We start from the raw sequence: 13,939 nt of genomic DNA, 5'->3' as shown, positions 1-13,939 counted from the left end.
GGGTCAGTCAAAGATCTTCTAACTGATACACCGCCTTCGCGAGCAAGCCCGCTCCCACATCAGCCAGCTTCCACAGTTGATCTGCTTCGCTCTGGAGATTATTGCTGCTGCACCGCAATCACCGGCGTCGGCGCCACGAATACCTTCGCATGCATCTGCTCATGCCCGCCGCCCCGGCGCATACCGCGCACCGGGCAGGCGTCGAGGTAGTCCAGACCCACGGCCAGCTTCAAATGCCGCTCGGGCCGTGCCATCTGGTTAGTCACGTCAAAGCTGTACCAGGCGTCATCCAGCCAGGCTTCGGCCCAGGCGTGGCTGGCCAGGTGCGCACAGTCCTCAGTGTACAAATACCCCGACACATACCGCGCCGGCACCCCCAGGCTGCGGGCGCAGGCCAGGAACGCGTGGGTGTGGTCCTGGCACACGCCCGCGCGGCCCGCGAAGGCTTCGGCGGCGCTGGTGTCCACTTCGGTGGCGCCGGGGGTGTAGACCATCGAGTGATTCAACGCCTGCATCAGGTCGATCAACGCATTGCGGTCGCGACGTTGCTGGCAGTGCTGCAAGGCAAAGCCGCGCAGGGCCTCGTCGGCCTCGGTCAGGCGTGTGCTGCGCAGGAACGGGAACGCGGACTGGCTCTCGTGTTCGGCTTCGCGCAGCTCGTCGATGTCGACCTGGCCACGGGCGCCAATGATGATGGCGTCGTGGGGTTCGTCCAGGGTCAGCACGTGCAGGATATTGCCGAACGGGTCCACTTGGGCACGCACCGGGCGTGGCAGGTCCAGCTGCCAGCTGAGGACGTGCTGGCGCTCGCTGTCGTGGGGCGTGAGGCGCAGGTACTGGATGCTCGCGCGAACCTGGTCGTCGTAGTGGTAGGTGGTTTCGTGGCTGATGGAGAGTCTCATGCGGCCTCCAGGTAGGAACTGTAGATGGCGTCGCCCAACTGGCGCACCAAGGGGATAAAGTCGGTCAGCCAGGCGTGCAGGCCTTCCTCGAGGATTTCATCGATGGCGGTAAAGCGCAGGCGCGCGTCCATCTCGGCGGCCAGGCGCTGGGCCGGGCGGCCGTTGAGGCCGGGCAGGCTGGCGAGGATCTGGTCGATTTCTTCGCTGCAGGCGCGCAGCGAACGCGGCACATCGGCGCGCAACAGCAGCAACTCGGCGACTTGCCGCGCGCCAGGCGCATCACGGTAGATCTCGGTGTAGGCCTCGAACGACGACAGCGCGCGCAGCAAGGCGCTCCATTGATAGTAGGCGTGGGCCGTGCCGTCGGTGACTGCGGCAGCCTGGTCGCCGGCCATTTCGTAGCGCGCATCCAGCAGGCGCAGGGTGTTGTCGGCCCGCTCGATAAAGGTGCCCAGGCGGATAAACCGAAAGGCGTCGTTGCGCATGATGGTGCCGTAGGTTGCGCCGCGAAACAGGTGGGAACGTTCCTTGACCCACTCACAAAAGCGGCTCATGCCGTAGCGACTCAAGCCTTGCTGGGCGATATCGCGAATATCCAGCCAGGTGGCGTTGATGTTTTCCCACATGTCGGCGGTGATTCGCCCACGCACGGCATGGGCGCTGGCCCGCGCCGCGCCGAGGCAGCTGTAGATGCTCGCCGGGTTGGCCGCATCCAGGGCGAAAAAGTGCAGCAAGTGTTCGGCGTGCAATTCACCGTGGCGCTCGCGGTAATCATCCAGGGTGCCGGTGATCAGCAGCGGCATCGCCAGCTCATGCAGGCCATCACCGCGCCCGTCCTGGGGCATCAGCGACAGCGAATAGCTGACATCGAGCATGCGCGCGAGGTTTTCCGCGCGCTCCAGGTAGCGTGACATCCAATAAAGATCCGAGGCAGTTCTACTCAGCATGGCATCAGTCCTCCACCACCCAAGTGTCTTTGGTGCCGCCGCCCTGGGACGAGTTGACCACCAACGAGCCTTCGCGCAATGCCACACGGGTCAAGCCGCCCGGCACGACGCGGGTTTCCTTGCCGGACAAGACGAACGGGCGCAGGTCGATATGGCGCGGCGCGATGCCATTTTCGACAAAGGTCGGGCACGTGGACAAACACAAGGTGGGCTGGGCGATATAGGCGTGGGGCTTGGCCTTGATACGCGCACGGAAGGCTTCGATCTCCGCCGCCGTGGACGCCGGGCCCACCAGCATGCCGTAACCGCCGGAGCCTTGGGTTTCCTTCACGACCAGATCCGGCAGGTTGGCCAGCACGTGGGACAGTTCGTCGGGCTTACGGCACTGGAAGGTCGGAACGTTCTTCAGGATGGGTTCTTCATCCAGGTAAAAACGGATCATATCGGTGACGAAGGGGTACACCGACTTGTCATCCGCAACCCCGGTGCCAATGGCGTTCGCCAGCACCACATTGCCGCAGCGATAGGCCGCGAGCAGGCCGGGCACGCCGAGCATGGAGTCGGGATTGAACGCCAGTGGATCGAGGAAGGCGTCGTCGAGGCGGCGATAGATCACATCCACTGCCTTGGGGCCGTCGGTGGTGCGCATGAAGACGCGGTCGTCGCGCACGAACAGGTCGGCGCCTTCCACCAGTTCCACACCCATTTCCCGGGCCAGGAAGGCATGTTCGAAGAACGCGCTGTTGAAGCGCCCCGGTGTAAGCACCACCACGCTGGGGTTGTCCAGGGGGCTGGAGCTTTTCAGGGTGTCGAGCAGCAGGTTGGGGTAATGGTCGATGGGGGCGATGCGCTGGGCGGCGAACAGTTCGGGGAACAGGCGCATCATCATCTTGCGGTCTTCGAGCATGTAGCTGACGCCGCTCGGGGTACGCAGGTTGTCTTCCAGCACGTAGTAGGTGCCGTCGCCATCGCGTACGAGATCGACCCCGGAGATGTGGGAATACAGGTCGCGGTGCAGGTCCAGGCCCTGCATCGCCAACTGGTACTGATCGTTGGCCAGCACCTGCTCGGCGGGGATGATCCCGGCCTTGATGATGCGCTGCTCGTGGTACAGGTCGGCGAGAAACATGTTCAGCGCCTTGACCCGCTGGATGCAGCCGCGCTCGACAATCCGCCATTCGCTGGCAGGAATGCTGCGCGGGATGGTGTCGAAGGGGATCAGGCGCTCGGTGCCCTGTTCGTCGCCGTAAAGGGTGAAGGTGATCCCGGCGCGGTGAAACAGCAAATCGGCTTCGCGCCGGCGCTGGGCCAGCAGTTCAGCAGGGGTTTCGGCCAACCAGCGGGCGAACTCGCGGTAATGGGGGCGCACCTGCCCTGCCCCATCGTACATTTCATCGTAATAAGTGCGGATCATGCCGTACTCCTTGTCACCCGGACGCAAGAACCATCGCAAGGCCCGTGCCAGCGGCATAAACACTTAAAAATCAGTGAGTTGAATAAAAACAGAAATCCGGCCGCACCGTCCTGGTGCGAGGAATGCCCGCTGTCCTGTCGTACGCTTCATCGCAATGCGAGCTTTGACTATCAACAGCATAGTCAGAGTTGATTTCACTGCCCGGCCAAGCCTGCGGATAATCGCGCTCATCTGCTGAACCCGCTCCTTTCAGTACATCGCTCTTCCCTTTAGGCCACCCTTGCTGGGTGGCTTTTTTTTGGTGCTGAAAAAGGGCGCGCAAGTTCCGCAAAGTTTGCCTGCGGCACAAACAAAATCGGCCGACCCTAAGGTCAGCCGATACGCTGTGTTTCTCATCCTGTTACATGGGTAACCCACGCACCTCCTGCTTGACGCCCCAGCCTTCGATGATCCCGCCCAGCGGTTCGACCACGGCTTCAAAGTCTTGCTCGAAGTCGCCGATGCCGTCGTAGGTGGCAAACATGATCTTGCTCAGTTCCAGGTACCAGGCGCCATCGTCGCGCGCACTGACCTGGGCATTCAGGGATTCCCCACGAAACTCGCCCGCAGCCCTGCGCGCCCGTTCCTCATCCGGGAAAATGGCGTAGAACTCAATGGGGTGAAAACGCGAGAAGTCGAAGCCGCCTTCTTTCATGCGGCGCAGAACGTTGGTGCTGATGTCTTCTTGATAGGCTGTGCTCATGAAAAGTGCTCCTCTAACCGATGGATAGACTTTCCGTGCTTCCCGAAGCCCACGCCGTGACAGCGTGGGTACTACGGCAATGACAACACCGCTGGAAAACAAGCATGTAGCTGACAAGACCAGACCTTAGCGATTCATTCGCTGATCTCGATTGCAGAGTAGCGCGAAGCTATCACCTCCACCAGAGGCGCTTTAATGGCAATCAGGGAATGTTCAGGCGGCAGGCGAGATGTCGAGGATTTGAATGCTGTTCTGGTCTTTGAGGATCTTGACCGTCGGTTCAGGCTTGCGCCCCTCAAGGTCGTTGAGGTCAAGTTCGGCGGCGACCGGTACCAGCTTGTTGCGGATCATCTGCGCGGCGTCTTCGAGGCTGGGTTTTTCAGTGCAGGCAAACTGCTCCTCCGAGGTCTCGCCGTGATCGTCAACGAAGGTAATTTTCCACGTTTGCATCGGTGCCTCCTCGATAAAGCCCGCGTGTGGGCTCACATCTATCTGGACCTTGAGGGTTCGCCAAACGTTCCACTCAAGGCCGGAGGCACCGGATCAACTGCGCTTACTTCTCGGCGTGATCCTTGAGGGCTTTCAAGGTGTTGAACGGCGCGTCCACCACGAACTTGTTGGCCAACCATGACGGCACGCTGCCACCTGGCTCGGTGTGCACCTGGTAGGTGACTTCGGTCAGGTTGTCGCCTTTGGGTACCAGTTTCCAGAAACCTTCGACCTGGGCGACACGTACGTAGCCTTTGACTTCCGGCTGATAGGTGGGCACTTCCAGCAGCTTGCGGGTGAGCGTGCCGTCGGCGGCCTTGGAGGTGGTGATCTCCAGGATGGAATCACGGTCAGTGACGGGGAACGGGGCCTTGAACTGGGTGTAGGTCCAGCTCTTGTCGCCTTCCTGCTTGAGCAGTTTTTGCGATTTGCACTCGTGAATCCAGGAGCAGGCGCCCGCCACGTCTTCTTGCAGCGCCTGGATCTTGGCCACCGGTGCCTTGATCGTGGTCACACCGCGATACGCCTTGTACTTGGAGCCGGCGACTTCGCTCAACGACACCTTGATCCCGTCTTCGTCCTTGGCAACCTGCCAATCCTCAGCCTGGGCCGTGGCAGCAAACAACACCGTAAAACCGCACAACACAGCCATTCGTTTCAGCGAACCCATTGTTGTATTCCTTATTGTTGAAGTTCCGATAGTAAAGCCCATCAAGCCGCCGTCATCTGCTCCCACCAGCCGATCAAACGGATCGCGTCGGCCTGGTCGGTGCCGCAGACCTCGATATCCGCCTTGAAATCACTGCACACCGCCGGTCGCTCCGGTTGCCCGAACAGTTGGCACAGCTGTTCGACCGACAGGTGCAGGCAGCGTTCGCCCGCCGGTTTGCCCTGGGGCATTCCGGGGAGTGGCGAACTGATGGAGGGGGCGATGCAGCAAGCGCCACAGCCTTCACGGCATTTCATGACCAGCAGGTCCTCGACGACTCAATGTGGATGGCCGGGCTAGAGTACGCCCTTAAACAGCCGTTTTAAAATGGTCTAACAGGGGTTTTTCGCAGAAAACAAAAGTGACTGACCAGTCTGCGACAGATGGTCGAAGGGCGCCGTCACGTTTGTGGGAAAAGTTTACTGCTTGAACTCGAATTCCAACGCTGCGCCTTCCACGTCACGGCGCTCTTCGTTGCGCAGTTGCAGCTTCATCTCATTGCTGAGCAGGCGACCGTTGATCTGGAAGGCGCTGTTGTCGGTGGGTTTCTCACCGAACATCGGCGGCAGCAGGGGCACGCTCTTGGGTTTGGGCATGGTGCCAATGGGCTGCAAGTGCCTGACCATGTCCGAAGGCAGGGACAGGTCCAACTGTGCCGGTGGCAATTTAGTCTGGGCCACTTCGTTGGCGGACTTGCTGGCTTTCGCTGCGCGTTTTTTCACTGCAGGCGCTTTCTTTTTCACCACCGGGGCTTTTTTCGCCGGCGTCTTTTGCTCGGCTGAAGCGGGCGCGCGTTCAGTCACAGGCGCCGCCGCCAGCACGGTGCCGACATTGCACAGGCTTAGCAGGCCAATCACCCAGACAGCGCGAAAAATAGAGGTCATATCGCCAACAGCATTAACGGCAGAGGGCCATATGCTCGCTTGTTGTGCGCGGCATGACAAGCGTGGTGATTAGCCCGCTACCGATCATGCCCCTGTTCCGGGGTTCAAAAGCCGGCTGCGGTTTCCTGGCACAACTGGCTGGCGAGCATCCCCAAGGTCATCAGCGCGCGCTCTGCCTCGCGGTTCCACGGCGTGCCGCAGTTGAGGCGAATACAGTGGTTGAACTGCTCGGTATTACTGAAAATCAGCCCCGGCGCAATGCTGATGCCCTGTTGCAGGGCGCGTACGTGCAGTTCCTGGGTATTGACCCGCCCCGGCAAACTGACCCACAGGATAAAACCACCACTGGGGCGGGTCATCTGCGTGCCTTCGGGGAAGTACTGCTGCACCGCCAGCTGGAAGGCGTTGAGGTTCTTGCGGTATTCCTGGCGGATATAGCGCAGGTGGCGATCATACCCACCGTTTTCCAGGTAAGCCGCGACGCCCATCTGCGTGACGCTGCACGCCGAGTGGGTGCTGAACATCTGCAAGCGCTGGATTTCCTGCTGGTATTTGCCGGCAATCATCCAGCCAATGCGCACGCCCGGGGACAAGGTCTTGGAAAAGCTCGAGCAGTAGATCACCCGATCCAGGCGGTCATAGGCTTTCAGGGCCTTGGTGCGGCCGACTTCGAACATCAGCTCGCCGTAGATATCATCCTCGACGATCTGGATATCGAAGTCCGAGGCCAGGCGCAGCAACTGTTTCTGCCGCTCCTCGGGCATGGTGCCGCCGAGGGGATTGCTCAGGCGCGTGGTCAGCACCAGGGCCTTGATCGACCATTGGTTGGCCGCCAGTTGCAGGGCTTCCAGGCTCATGCCCGACGCCGGGTCGCTGGGGATTTCGATGACCTTGAGGCCGAGCAGGTCAGCCAGTTGCAGCAACCCGTAATAAGTCGGCGATTCCGCAGCGATCAGGTCGCCGGGCCGGGTCAGCACCCGCAGCGACATCTGCAACGCATCCACGCAACCGTGGGTAATCACTACTTCGGACGGGTCCACCACCACACCCGCATCGCGCATGCGGATCGCTACCTGGCGCCGCAGCGGCTCGAAACCGGGGCTGAACATGTAGCTGAACGCCCGTGGGCTCTGGAAGCGCGTGACCTTGGCCAACTGCTGGTGCAGTGCGCGCACCGGCAAGTAATCGACACTCGGCACGGCGGCCCCCAACGGGAACACGCCTTCGCGGCGCGACTCGACCAATACTTGCTGGATGATGCTGCTGCGGGTGACCAACCCCGGGCGCTCTACACGGGCGATGTCTGGCGTTGGCGCGGTGAGTGCTGGCGTCTGGTGCACGTAATAGCCAGACTGCGGCCGCGCGCGGATCAGCCCCTGGTCTTCCAGGTTGGCGTAGGCCTGCAACACCGTGGCATGGCTGACGTTGAGCTGGGAGCTCATCTTGCGCACCGAAGGCACGCGCTCGCCCGGTTGATAGACACCGCGCCGGATATCCTCAGCCAGTTGCTGGGCGATACGTTGGTAGAGCAACAGATTGGTCATGACGCAGCACTCGATTTCACGGGTATTTTATTTTTGTGTGAAACATACCGGCACAGTTTAGAAGTGTACGGGGACAGTTGCCACAATAGTCGAGCGCGGGCGGGAGTGACAGTAAAAACTGTAAGGGTAGTGAGGCATTTTTTGGGTGTACACCCAACAAAATGTGGGAGCGGGCTTGCTCGCGAAAGCGGTGGATCAGTTGAAATATCTGTAACTGACACACCGTCTTCGCGAGCAAGCCCGCTCCCACACAAGCCCACTCCACATTTGAATTGGTAGCTGGCTTTTAGCGAGCAGCGCCCAGTTGGCCTTTCTCGTCGGAGAACACAATCTCTACCCGACGGTTCTGCGCCCTGCCCCGCTCGGACGCGTTGGCCTCCACCGGATACTGGTCGCCATACCCCTCGACCTGAATGCGTTTTTCATCGATCCCCAGGTCCACCAGCACATCGGCCACCGATTGCGCACGGTCACGGGACAGTTTGAGGTTTTCCTGCTCGCCACCGGTGCTGTCGGTGTAACCCTCAATACGCACCACGCGCTTGGGGTTCAGTTGCAGGAACTGGACGATTTTCAACACGGTGCGGTTCGCCGAGTTTTTCAGCTCGGCTTCGCCGGTATCAAACAGCACGTCGCCCAGGGTCATCACCAAACCGCGATCGGTCTGGGTGGTGGTCAGGCTGGCGATCTGTTCTTCGAGCCATTTGCCCTGCTGCTGCACGCTGGTCAGCTTGTTTTCACGCAGGGCCAGTTGCAGGCGCTGGCGTTCCAGTTCGAGCTTGGCGCCCCGTTCGGCGTTGAGCGCCTGTTCGGTGTGCTCGCGGGCGATGGCGCTGTAGCGCTGGCTCAGGTAAGCGTAATGCGCGACGTCGTTGCCGCTGCCCCAGTAGCTGGACAGGCGGTCGGCACGGGCCAAGGACTCGCCGGCGCGGATCACATCCTTGGGCGCAAAGCGCAGCACGTTGGCGTCTTCCTTGACCTTCTGGAAGTCGCTGCCCGCCTGCTGCAACGCCTGCTCACTGTTGGGATGGCTGGCACAACCGCCCAGCACCGCGCTGCTCACCAGCAACGCACAGCTCAAACCACGAATCAGCGTGCTCATTGGGCTTCTCCCAACTGCAACTGTTTGCGCAGGCGCGTGATACGGGTGTTAAGCACGTTCAACTGCTCCTGGCTCTTGCGGGTCAATACTTGGGCTTCGGCCAGGCGCGCATCCAGTTCAGCCTGTTCGGCGCGCATGCGCGCATTTTTGTAGGACTCATCGGCCATGCTGCCCTGGGCCCGGGCGAACTTGGCTTCGGCCAGTTTCAATTCAGCCGATTCATCCGCGTTGGCACCTACGGCACTGGCTTGCTCCAGGGCTTGCTGGGTGAGGCGCATTTGTTCAATCGGCGCAGGATCGCTCGCACATCCCGCCAGAGCTACAACGGCGAGGGCCGCGAAAAGAGGTCGAAGAGTCACTGAAAATCCTTACTTTGCTGGGGTGCCGACAGGTTGCTGCAATTGCGCTTTCCAACGTTCCAGATTGCTCTGCAACGCTGCTTGCGCCACACCGGAGGTCGACAATTCTGTCATCTTTTTGGCCAACTGTCCGCGCAGCCATGGATCATTGCAGGCGGAGTTGTGGGAAATCGCCAGGTACAGGCCGGGCTGATCGACCGGCACTTCACGCGCGATCAAGTCATTGCTCATCCCCAGGGTCTGGGCCATGGCCATGCCGGAGTAACGTCCGGCGAGGACGTAGTCCACTTCGCCGAGCAGCAGTTTCTGGAAGGCCGGCGTCAAGCTGGGCAAACGTTGCAGGGTGAGTTGCTGGCCGGCGAAGGTTTCGAAACCGGCGCTCAAGCGTGCACGCTCCGAGACTGCGCCCCTGTGCCCGTGCAAGTCGGCGGCGGTGGTGTAGGCCAGCGCCGAGTCCTTGCGCGTCCACACCAGGTAATCGGTGTGCACCAGGGCCGGGTGGATGTAGTCGAGGGTGTCCAGTTCGCCCAGGTTCAGCGGCGCATCGGCGAGGATGTCCATGCGCCCGCTGCGCACTTCGTCCAGGGCCAGGGAGCGTTTGCCGCCGTAGAGCAGGTCAACCTTGAGGCCGAGGTCCTTGGCCACTTGTTGCAACACATCGGCGGTGGCACCGATCAGGCGCGTGGGGTCTTGGGGGTCGCGCCACAGCAAGGGCGGTGCGTCCGGGCTGCCGGTGACAACCAGGCGTTCGCACTTGCCGGCGGCCAGCGTCAGGCCTGGCAGCAGCGTGAGGCCCAGCAGTACAGTCCAGCGACGCAATTCCATGGGGAAGCTCTCCAGCCAGTCAAAAAAAAGCCCGGTCACAAGGACCGGGCTCTTTATAAGTGAAGCGGCTGGATTAGACCAGCTTCTCCAACTCGGGTACGGCGTCGAACAAGTCCGCGACCAGGCCGTAATCAGCCACCTGGAAGATCGGTGCTTCTTCGTCCTTGTTGATCGCAACGATCACTTTGGAGTCTTTCATACCGGCCAAGTGCTGGATCGCGCCGGAGATACCGACCGCGATGTACAGCTGTGGCGCAACGATCTTGCCGGTCTGGCCGACCTGCATGTCGTTGGGTACGAAACCTGCGTCGACGGCCGCGCGGGAAGCGCCGACCGCAGCGCCCAGCTTGTCAGCCAGGGCGTACAGGTGCTTGAAGTTGTCACCGTTCTGCATGCCACGGCCGCCGGAAACGACGATCTTGGCAGCGGTCAGCTCAGGACGATCCGACTTGGCCAGCTCTTCGCCAACAAAGCTGGAAGTGCCAGCGTCGTGGGCAGCCGCGACGGCTTCAACGGCAGCCGAACCACCTTCGGCGGCAACCGGGTCGAAACCGGTGGCGCGCACGGTGATGACTTTTACCGAAGCGGTCGATTGCACGGTAGCAATGGCGTTACCGGCATAGATCGGGCGCTTGAAGGTGTCAGCGCTTTCAACCGAGATGATCTCGGAGATCTGGTCAACGTCCAGCTGCGCGGCAACGCGTGGCAGGATGTTTTTGCCGTTGGAGGTCGCGGCAGCCAGGATGTGGCTGTAGCCAGCGCCAAGCTCTGCAATCAGCGGGGCAACGTTTTCCGGCAGCTGGTGAGCGTAAGCGGCGTTGTCGGCCAACAGTACCTTGCTCACACCAGCGATTTTCGCAGCGGCTTCAGCCACGGCGCCAGCGCCAAGGCCTGCAACCAGCACGTGGATGTCGCCACCGATTTTAGCGGCAGCGGCCACGGTGTTCAGGGTGGCCGGGGCCACAACCTTGTTGTCGTGTTCAGCGATTACCAAGATAGTCATGATTAGATTACCTTCGCTTCGTTTTTCAGTTTCTCGACCAGTTCAGCCACCGACTTGACCTTGATGCCCGCGCTGCGTGCAGCCGGTGCTTCAACTTTTACAGTCTTGTTGGTGGAGGCAGTGGAAACGCCCAAAGCTTCAGGAGTGACCGACTCAAGCGGCTTCTTCTTGGCTTTCATGATGTTTGGCAGGGACGCATAGCGCGGCTCGTTCAAACGCAGGTCGGTGGTGACGATGGCCGGCAGTTTCAGGGAAACGGTCTGGGCGCCGCCGTCGATTTCACGGGTCACAGCGACGCTGTCGCCGCTCACTTCGACTTTGGAGGCGAAGGTGCCTTGGCCGTAACCGGTCAGGGCAGCCAGCATCTGGCCAGTCTGGTTGTTGTCGCTGTCGATGGCTTGTTTGCCGAGGATCACCAGCTGAGGCTGTTCCTTGTCGACAACGGCCTTGAGCAGCTTGGCCACGGCCAGTGAGGTCAGGTCTTCGGCAGACTCGACCAGGATGGCGCGGTCGGCACCCAGGGCCAGGGCGGTACGCAGCTGCTCTTGAGCAGTGGTAGGACCGATGGAAACCACGACGATTTCAGTTGCCACGCCTTTTTCTTTCAGGCGTACGGCTTCTTCCACGGCGATTTCACAGAAAGGGTTCATCGACATCTTGACGTTAGCAAGATCGACGCCGGAATTGTCCGCCTTGACGCGAACTTTCACGTTGTAATCGACAACGCGTTTGACAGCTACAAGAACCTTCATGGATTCCTCGTTACTCTCCGGTGAAAAGAAAGTCGCCTAGGCGAACCTGGCGGTTGATGCTCATCGGCACACAAGGGCACCTCCAAAAACCTCGGCGGATGACCTTGCTCACGGGAAATGATGACCGTTCGTCAGTGGTGACTGAGAGGTCATTCTTTATCGCAGCGTGTAAACTGCGCGCCCGGGTTGTGGCGCGCGTCACCTGTCTTGCTTTTGGACGTGCTCTTGAAACCTGCAGTCCGCCTACGGTAAGCGCGAAACCGACCGTATATTGACCGGAACGCCTATTCTGGTCAATACGCCAAAATAGCCAGTCATAAGCCGCGTTGCTTTGATTTACCTAGCCTGCGGCCAATTCAAACAAACGTTTGTATTGGACGCTCGCAGTGGTCTATATATAATGCGCCACCTAGAGAGAAAGGTGGGTCGGGCCTTCGCGCCAGACGACACCAAACCTCCACCCCATTAGAAAAAAAGCCTGTTGAGCCTTGAGTAGGAGATAACCTGTGGAACGCGAATACATGGAATTCGACGTGGTCATCGTCGGCGCTGGCCCGGCGGGCCTGTCTGCCGCCTGCCGCCTGAAGCAGAAGGCCGCCGAAGCCGGTAAGGAAATCAGCGTCTGCGTGGTCGAGAAAGGCTCCGAAGTCGGCGCGCATATCCTCTCCGGTGCCGTGTTTGAACCACGCGCCCTGAACGAACTGTTCCCGGACTGGAAAGAGCTCGGCGCCCCGCTCAACACCCCCGTGGTGCGCGATGACATCTATGTACTGCGCAGCCCCGAAGCGTCCACCAAGGTTCCCGACTTCTTTGTGCCCAAGACCATGCACAACGAAGGCAACTACATCATCTCCCTGGGCAACCTGTGCCGCTGGCTGGCCCAGCAGGCCGAGAACCTGGGCGTGGAAGTCTACCCAGGCTTCGCCGCCCAGGAAGCGCTGTTCGACGAAAACGGCGTGGTGCGCGGGATCATCACCGGCGACCTCGGCGTCGACCGCGAAGGCCATCCAAAAGAAGGCGTCTACACCCCAGGCATGGAGCTGCGTGGCAAGTACACGCTGTTCGCCGAAGGTTGCCGTGGCCATATCGGCAAGCAACTGATCCAGCGCTTCAACCTGGACAGCGACGCCGACGCCCAGCACTACGGCATCGGCCTGAAAGAAATCTGGGAAATCGACCCCGCCAAGCATCAGCCAGGCCTGGTGGTGCACACCGCCGGCTGGCCGCTGGACATCATGAAGAACGAGAACACCGGTGGCTCGTTCCTCTATCACCTGGAAAACAACCAGGTGGTGGTCGGCCTGATCGTTGACCTGTCCTACAGCAACACCTTCCTGTCGCCGTTCGATGAGTTCCAGCGCCTCAAGCATCACCCGGTGCTGGCCCAATACCTGGAAGGCGGCAAGCGCATCAGCTACGGCGCCCGCGCCATCTGCAAAGGCGGCCTGAACTCGCTGCCGAAAATGGTCTTCAACGGCGGCGCGCTGATCGGTTGCGACCTCGGCACCCTGAACTTCGCCAAGATCAAGGGCAGCCACACCGCGATGAAATCCGGCATGCTCGCCGCCGACGCCGTGGCCGACCGCCTGTTCGCCGATTCCGAGGGCGGTGACGAACTGACCGCTTACGTCGACAGCTTCAAATCCAGCTGGTTGTACGAAGAACTGTTCGCCAGCCGCAACTTCGGCCCGGCGATGCACAAGTTCGGCCCGATCATCGGCGCCGGCTTCAACTGGTTCGACCAGAACATCCTCGGCGGCAAGATGCCGTTCACCCTGCACGACACCAAGCCGGACTACGCCTGCCTCAAGCTGGCGAAAGACAGCCAGAAGATCGACTACCCGAAACCCGACGGCAAGCTGAGCTTCGACAAGCTGAGCTCGGTGTTCCTCTCCAGCACCAACCATGAAGAAGAGCAGCCGTGCCACTTGAAGTTGAAGGACCCAAGCATCCCGATCGGCACCAACCTGCCGCTCTACGATGAACCGGCGCAGCGCTACTGCCCGGCCGGCGTGTATGAGGTGATTACCAAGGAAGATGGCGAGAAGCGCTTCCAGATCAACGCCCAGAACTGCGTGCACTGCAAGACCTGTGACATCAAGGACCCTTCGCAGAACATCACGTGGGTCACGCCGGAAGGCGCGGGTGGGCCGACTTACCCGAATATGTAAGCCAAAAAAAAGGCTCCCAAATGGGAGCCTTTTTTATAACTGACACAACTCGGTCAATTGTGGGAGCTGGCTTGCCTGCGATAGCGGTGGTGAATT

Annotated in this window: 15 protein-coding genes; 1 reads left to right on the top strand and 14 read right to left on the bottom strand. The window is 60.6% G+C overall.

The features are described from left to right. Window positions 1–98 precede the first annotated feature (98 nt). The 14 genes from NUV89_RS21895 to NUV89_RS21830 form a co-directional block, all read right to left on the bottom strand. Window positions 99–902: a transglutaminase family protein gene (locus NUV89_RS21895; protein ID WP_257782941.1), complete on the bottom strand. Its 804-nt coding sequence runs from the start codon at window positions 900–902 to the stop codon at window positions 99–101. Then, window positions 899–1,849 (bottom strand): alpha-E domain-containing protein, encoded by a 951-nt coding sequence (locus NUV89_RS21890; protein WP_026137110.1) that lies wholly within the window; start codon window positions 1,847–1,849, stop codon window positions 899–901. The genes NUV89_RS21895 and NUV89_RS21890 overlap by 4 nt, the downstream gene beginning before the upstream one ends. 4 nt (window positions 1,850–1,853) lie before the next feature. Continuing rightward, window positions 1,854–3,263: a circularly permuted type 2 ATP-grasp protein gene (locus NUV89_RS21885; protein ID WP_257782940.1), complete on the bottom strand. Its 1,410-nt coding sequence runs from the start codon at window positions 3,261–3,263 to the stop codon at window positions 1,854–1,856. A 400-nt stretch (window positions 3,264–3,663) separates the two neighbouring features. Beyond that, the gene (locus NUV89_RS21880; protein ID WP_015885395.1) at window positions 3,664–4,005 is read right to left on the bottom strand and encodes a ribonuclease E inhibitor RraB; all 342 of its coding nucleotides are present in this window, start codon (window positions 4,003–4,005) and stop codon (window positions 3,664–3,666) included. Window positions 4,006–4,218: 213 nt separating this feature from the next. Further along, complete coding sequence (locus tag NUV89_RS21875; protein ID WP_257782939.1) at window positions 4,219–4,455, bottom strand: hypothetical protein; 237 nt, start codon at window positions 4,453–4,455, stop codon at window positions 4,219–4,221. 103 nt (window positions 4,456–4,558) lie between these two features. Further along, a complete protein-coding gene (locus NUV89_RS21870; protein ID WP_257782938.1) occupies window positions 4,559–5,164 on the bottom strand; it encodes an START domain-containing protein in 606 nt (201 codons plus the stop codon). Between the two features lie 41 nt (window positions 5,165–5,205). Beyond that, window positions 5,206–5,460: a YkgJ family cysteine cluster protein gene (locus NUV89_RS21865; protein ID WP_026137112.1), complete on the bottom strand. Its 255-nt coding sequence runs from the start codon at window positions 5,458–5,460 to the stop codon at window positions 5,206–5,208. A gap of 162 nt (window positions 5,461–5,622) precedes the next feature. Next, window positions 5,623–6,087 carry a translation initiation factor 2 gene (locus NUV89_RS21860; protein ID WP_257782937.1) on the bottom strand — a complete coding sequence of 155 codons (465 nt, stop codon included), beginning with the start codon at window positions 6,085–6,087 and terminating at the stop codon, window positions 5,623–5,625. 104 nt (window positions 6,088–6,191) lie between these two features. Next, on the bottom strand, window positions 6,192–7,631 hold the full coding sequence (locus NUV89_RS21855; RefSeq protein ID WP_017739249.1) for a PLP-dependent aminotransferase family protein: 1,440 nt from the start codon (window positions 7,629–7,631) through the stop codon (window positions 6,192–6,194). Window positions 7,632–7,917: 286 nt separating this feature from the next. Beyond that, the gene (locus NUV89_RS21850; RefSeq protein WP_257782936.1) at window positions 7,918–8,733 is read right to left on the bottom strand and encodes an OmpA family protein; all 816 of its coding nucleotides are present in this window, start codon (window positions 8,731–8,733) and stop codon (window positions 7,918–7,920) included. Beyond that, on the bottom strand, window positions 8,730–9,092 hold the full coding sequence (locus NUV89_RS21845) for a DUF4398 domain-containing protein (protein WP_026137113.1): 363 nt from the start codon (window positions 9,090–9,092) through the stop codon (window positions 8,730–8,732). Before NUV89_RS21845 ends, NUV89_RS21850 begins: the two co-directional genes overlap by 4 nt. 9 nt (window positions 9,093–9,101) lie before the next feature. Then, complete coding sequence (locus NUV89_RS21840; protein ID WP_257782935.1) at window positions 9,102–9,917, bottom strand: ABC transporter substrate-binding protein; 816 nt, start codon at window positions 9,915–9,917, stop codon at window positions 9,102–9,104. A 73-nt stretch (window positions 9,918–9,990) separates the two neighbouring features. Further along, window positions 9,991–10,920 (bottom strand): electron transfer flavoprotein subunit alpha/FixB family protein, encoded by a 930-nt coding sequence (locus tag NUV89_RS21835; RefSeq protein ID WP_257782934.1) that lies wholly within the window; start codon window positions 10,918–10,920, stop codon window positions 9,991–9,993. Window positions 10,921–10,922: 2 nt separating this feature from the next. Further along, a complete protein-coding gene (locus NUV89_RS21830) occupies window positions 10,923–11,672 on the bottom strand; it encodes an electron transfer flavoprotein subunit beta/FixA family protein (RefSeq protein ID WP_017138339.1) in 750 nt (249 codons plus the stop codon). Window positions 11,673–12,178: 506 nt separating this feature from the next. On the opposite strand from NUV89_RS21830, the gene NUV89_RS21825 reads away from it, so the two are divergent. Further along, complete coding sequence (locus tag NUV89_RS21825) at window positions 12,179–13,843, top strand: electron transfer flavoprotein-ubiquinone oxidoreductase (RefSeq protein ID WP_017739254.1); 1,665 nt, start codon at window positions 12,179–12,181, stop codon at window positions 13,841–13,843. The last annotated feature ends 96 nt before the right edge of the window (window positions 13,844–13,939 follow it).

It is taken from the genome of Pseudomonas sp. 18.1.10, from assembly GCF_024655625.1.
Lineage (GTDB): Bacteria > Pseudomonadota > Gammaproteobacteria > Pseudomonadales > Pseudomonadaceae > Aquipseudomonas.
The sequence above is the reverse complement of the archived record's forward strand: the minus strand, read 5'-3'. Positions and strand labels throughout refer to the sequence as shown.

Bases quoted from the DNA above. Each gene is read 5' to 3' on its own strand.
- NUV89_RS21895 (WP_257782941.1), bottom strand. From the start codon at position 902: ATGAGACTCTCCATCAGCCACGAAACCACCTACCACTACGACGACCAG.
- NUV89_RS21890 (WP_026137110.1), bottom strand. From the start codon at position 1,849: ATGCTGAGTAGAACTGCCTCGGATCTTTATTGGATGTCACGCTACCTG.
- NUV89_RS21885 (WP_257782940.1), bottom strand. From the start codon at position 3,263: ATGATCCGCACTTATTACGATGAAATGTACGATGGGGCAGGGCAGGTG.
- NUV89_RS21880 (WP_015885395.1), bottom strand. From the start codon at position 4,005: ATGAGCACAGCCTATCAAGAAGACATCAGCACCAACGTTCTGCGCCGC.
- NUV89_RS21875 (WP_257782939.1), bottom strand. From the start codon at position 4,455: ATGCAAACGTGGAAAATTACCTTCGTTGACGATCACGGCGAGACCTCG.
- NUV89_RS21870 (WP_257782938.1), bottom strand. From the start codon at position 5,164: ATGGGTTCGCTGAAACGAATGGCTGTGTTGTGCGGTTTTACGGTGTTG.
- NUV89_RS21865 (WP_026137112.1), bottom strand. From the start codon at position 5,460: ATGAAATGCCGTGAAGGCTGTGGCGCTTGCTGCATCGCCCCCTCCATC.
- NUV89_RS21860 (WP_257782937.1), bottom strand. From the start codon at position 6,087: ATGACCTCTATTTTTCGCGCTGTCTGGGTGATTGGCCTGCTAAGCCTG.
- NUV89_RS21855 (WP_017739249.1), bottom strand. From the start codon at position 7,631: ATGACCAATCTGTTGCTCTACCAACGTATCGCCCAGCAACTGGCTGAG.
- NUV89_RS21850 (WP_257782936.1), bottom strand. From the start codon at position 8,733: ATGAGCACGCTGATTCGTGGTTTGAGCTGTGCGTTGCTGGTGAGCAGC.
- NUV89_RS21840 (WP_257782935.1), bottom strand. From the start codon at position 9,917: ATGGAATTGCGTCGCTGGACTGTACTGCTGGGCCTCACGCTGCTGCCA.
- NUV89_RS21835 (WP_257782934.1), bottom strand. From the start codon at position 10,920: ATGACTATCTTGGTAATCGCTGAACACGACAACAAGGTTGTGGCCCCG.
- NUV89_RS21830 (WP_017138339.1), bottom strand. From the start codon at position 11,672: ATGAAGGTTCTTGTAGCTGTCAAACGCGTTGTCGATTACAACGTGAAA.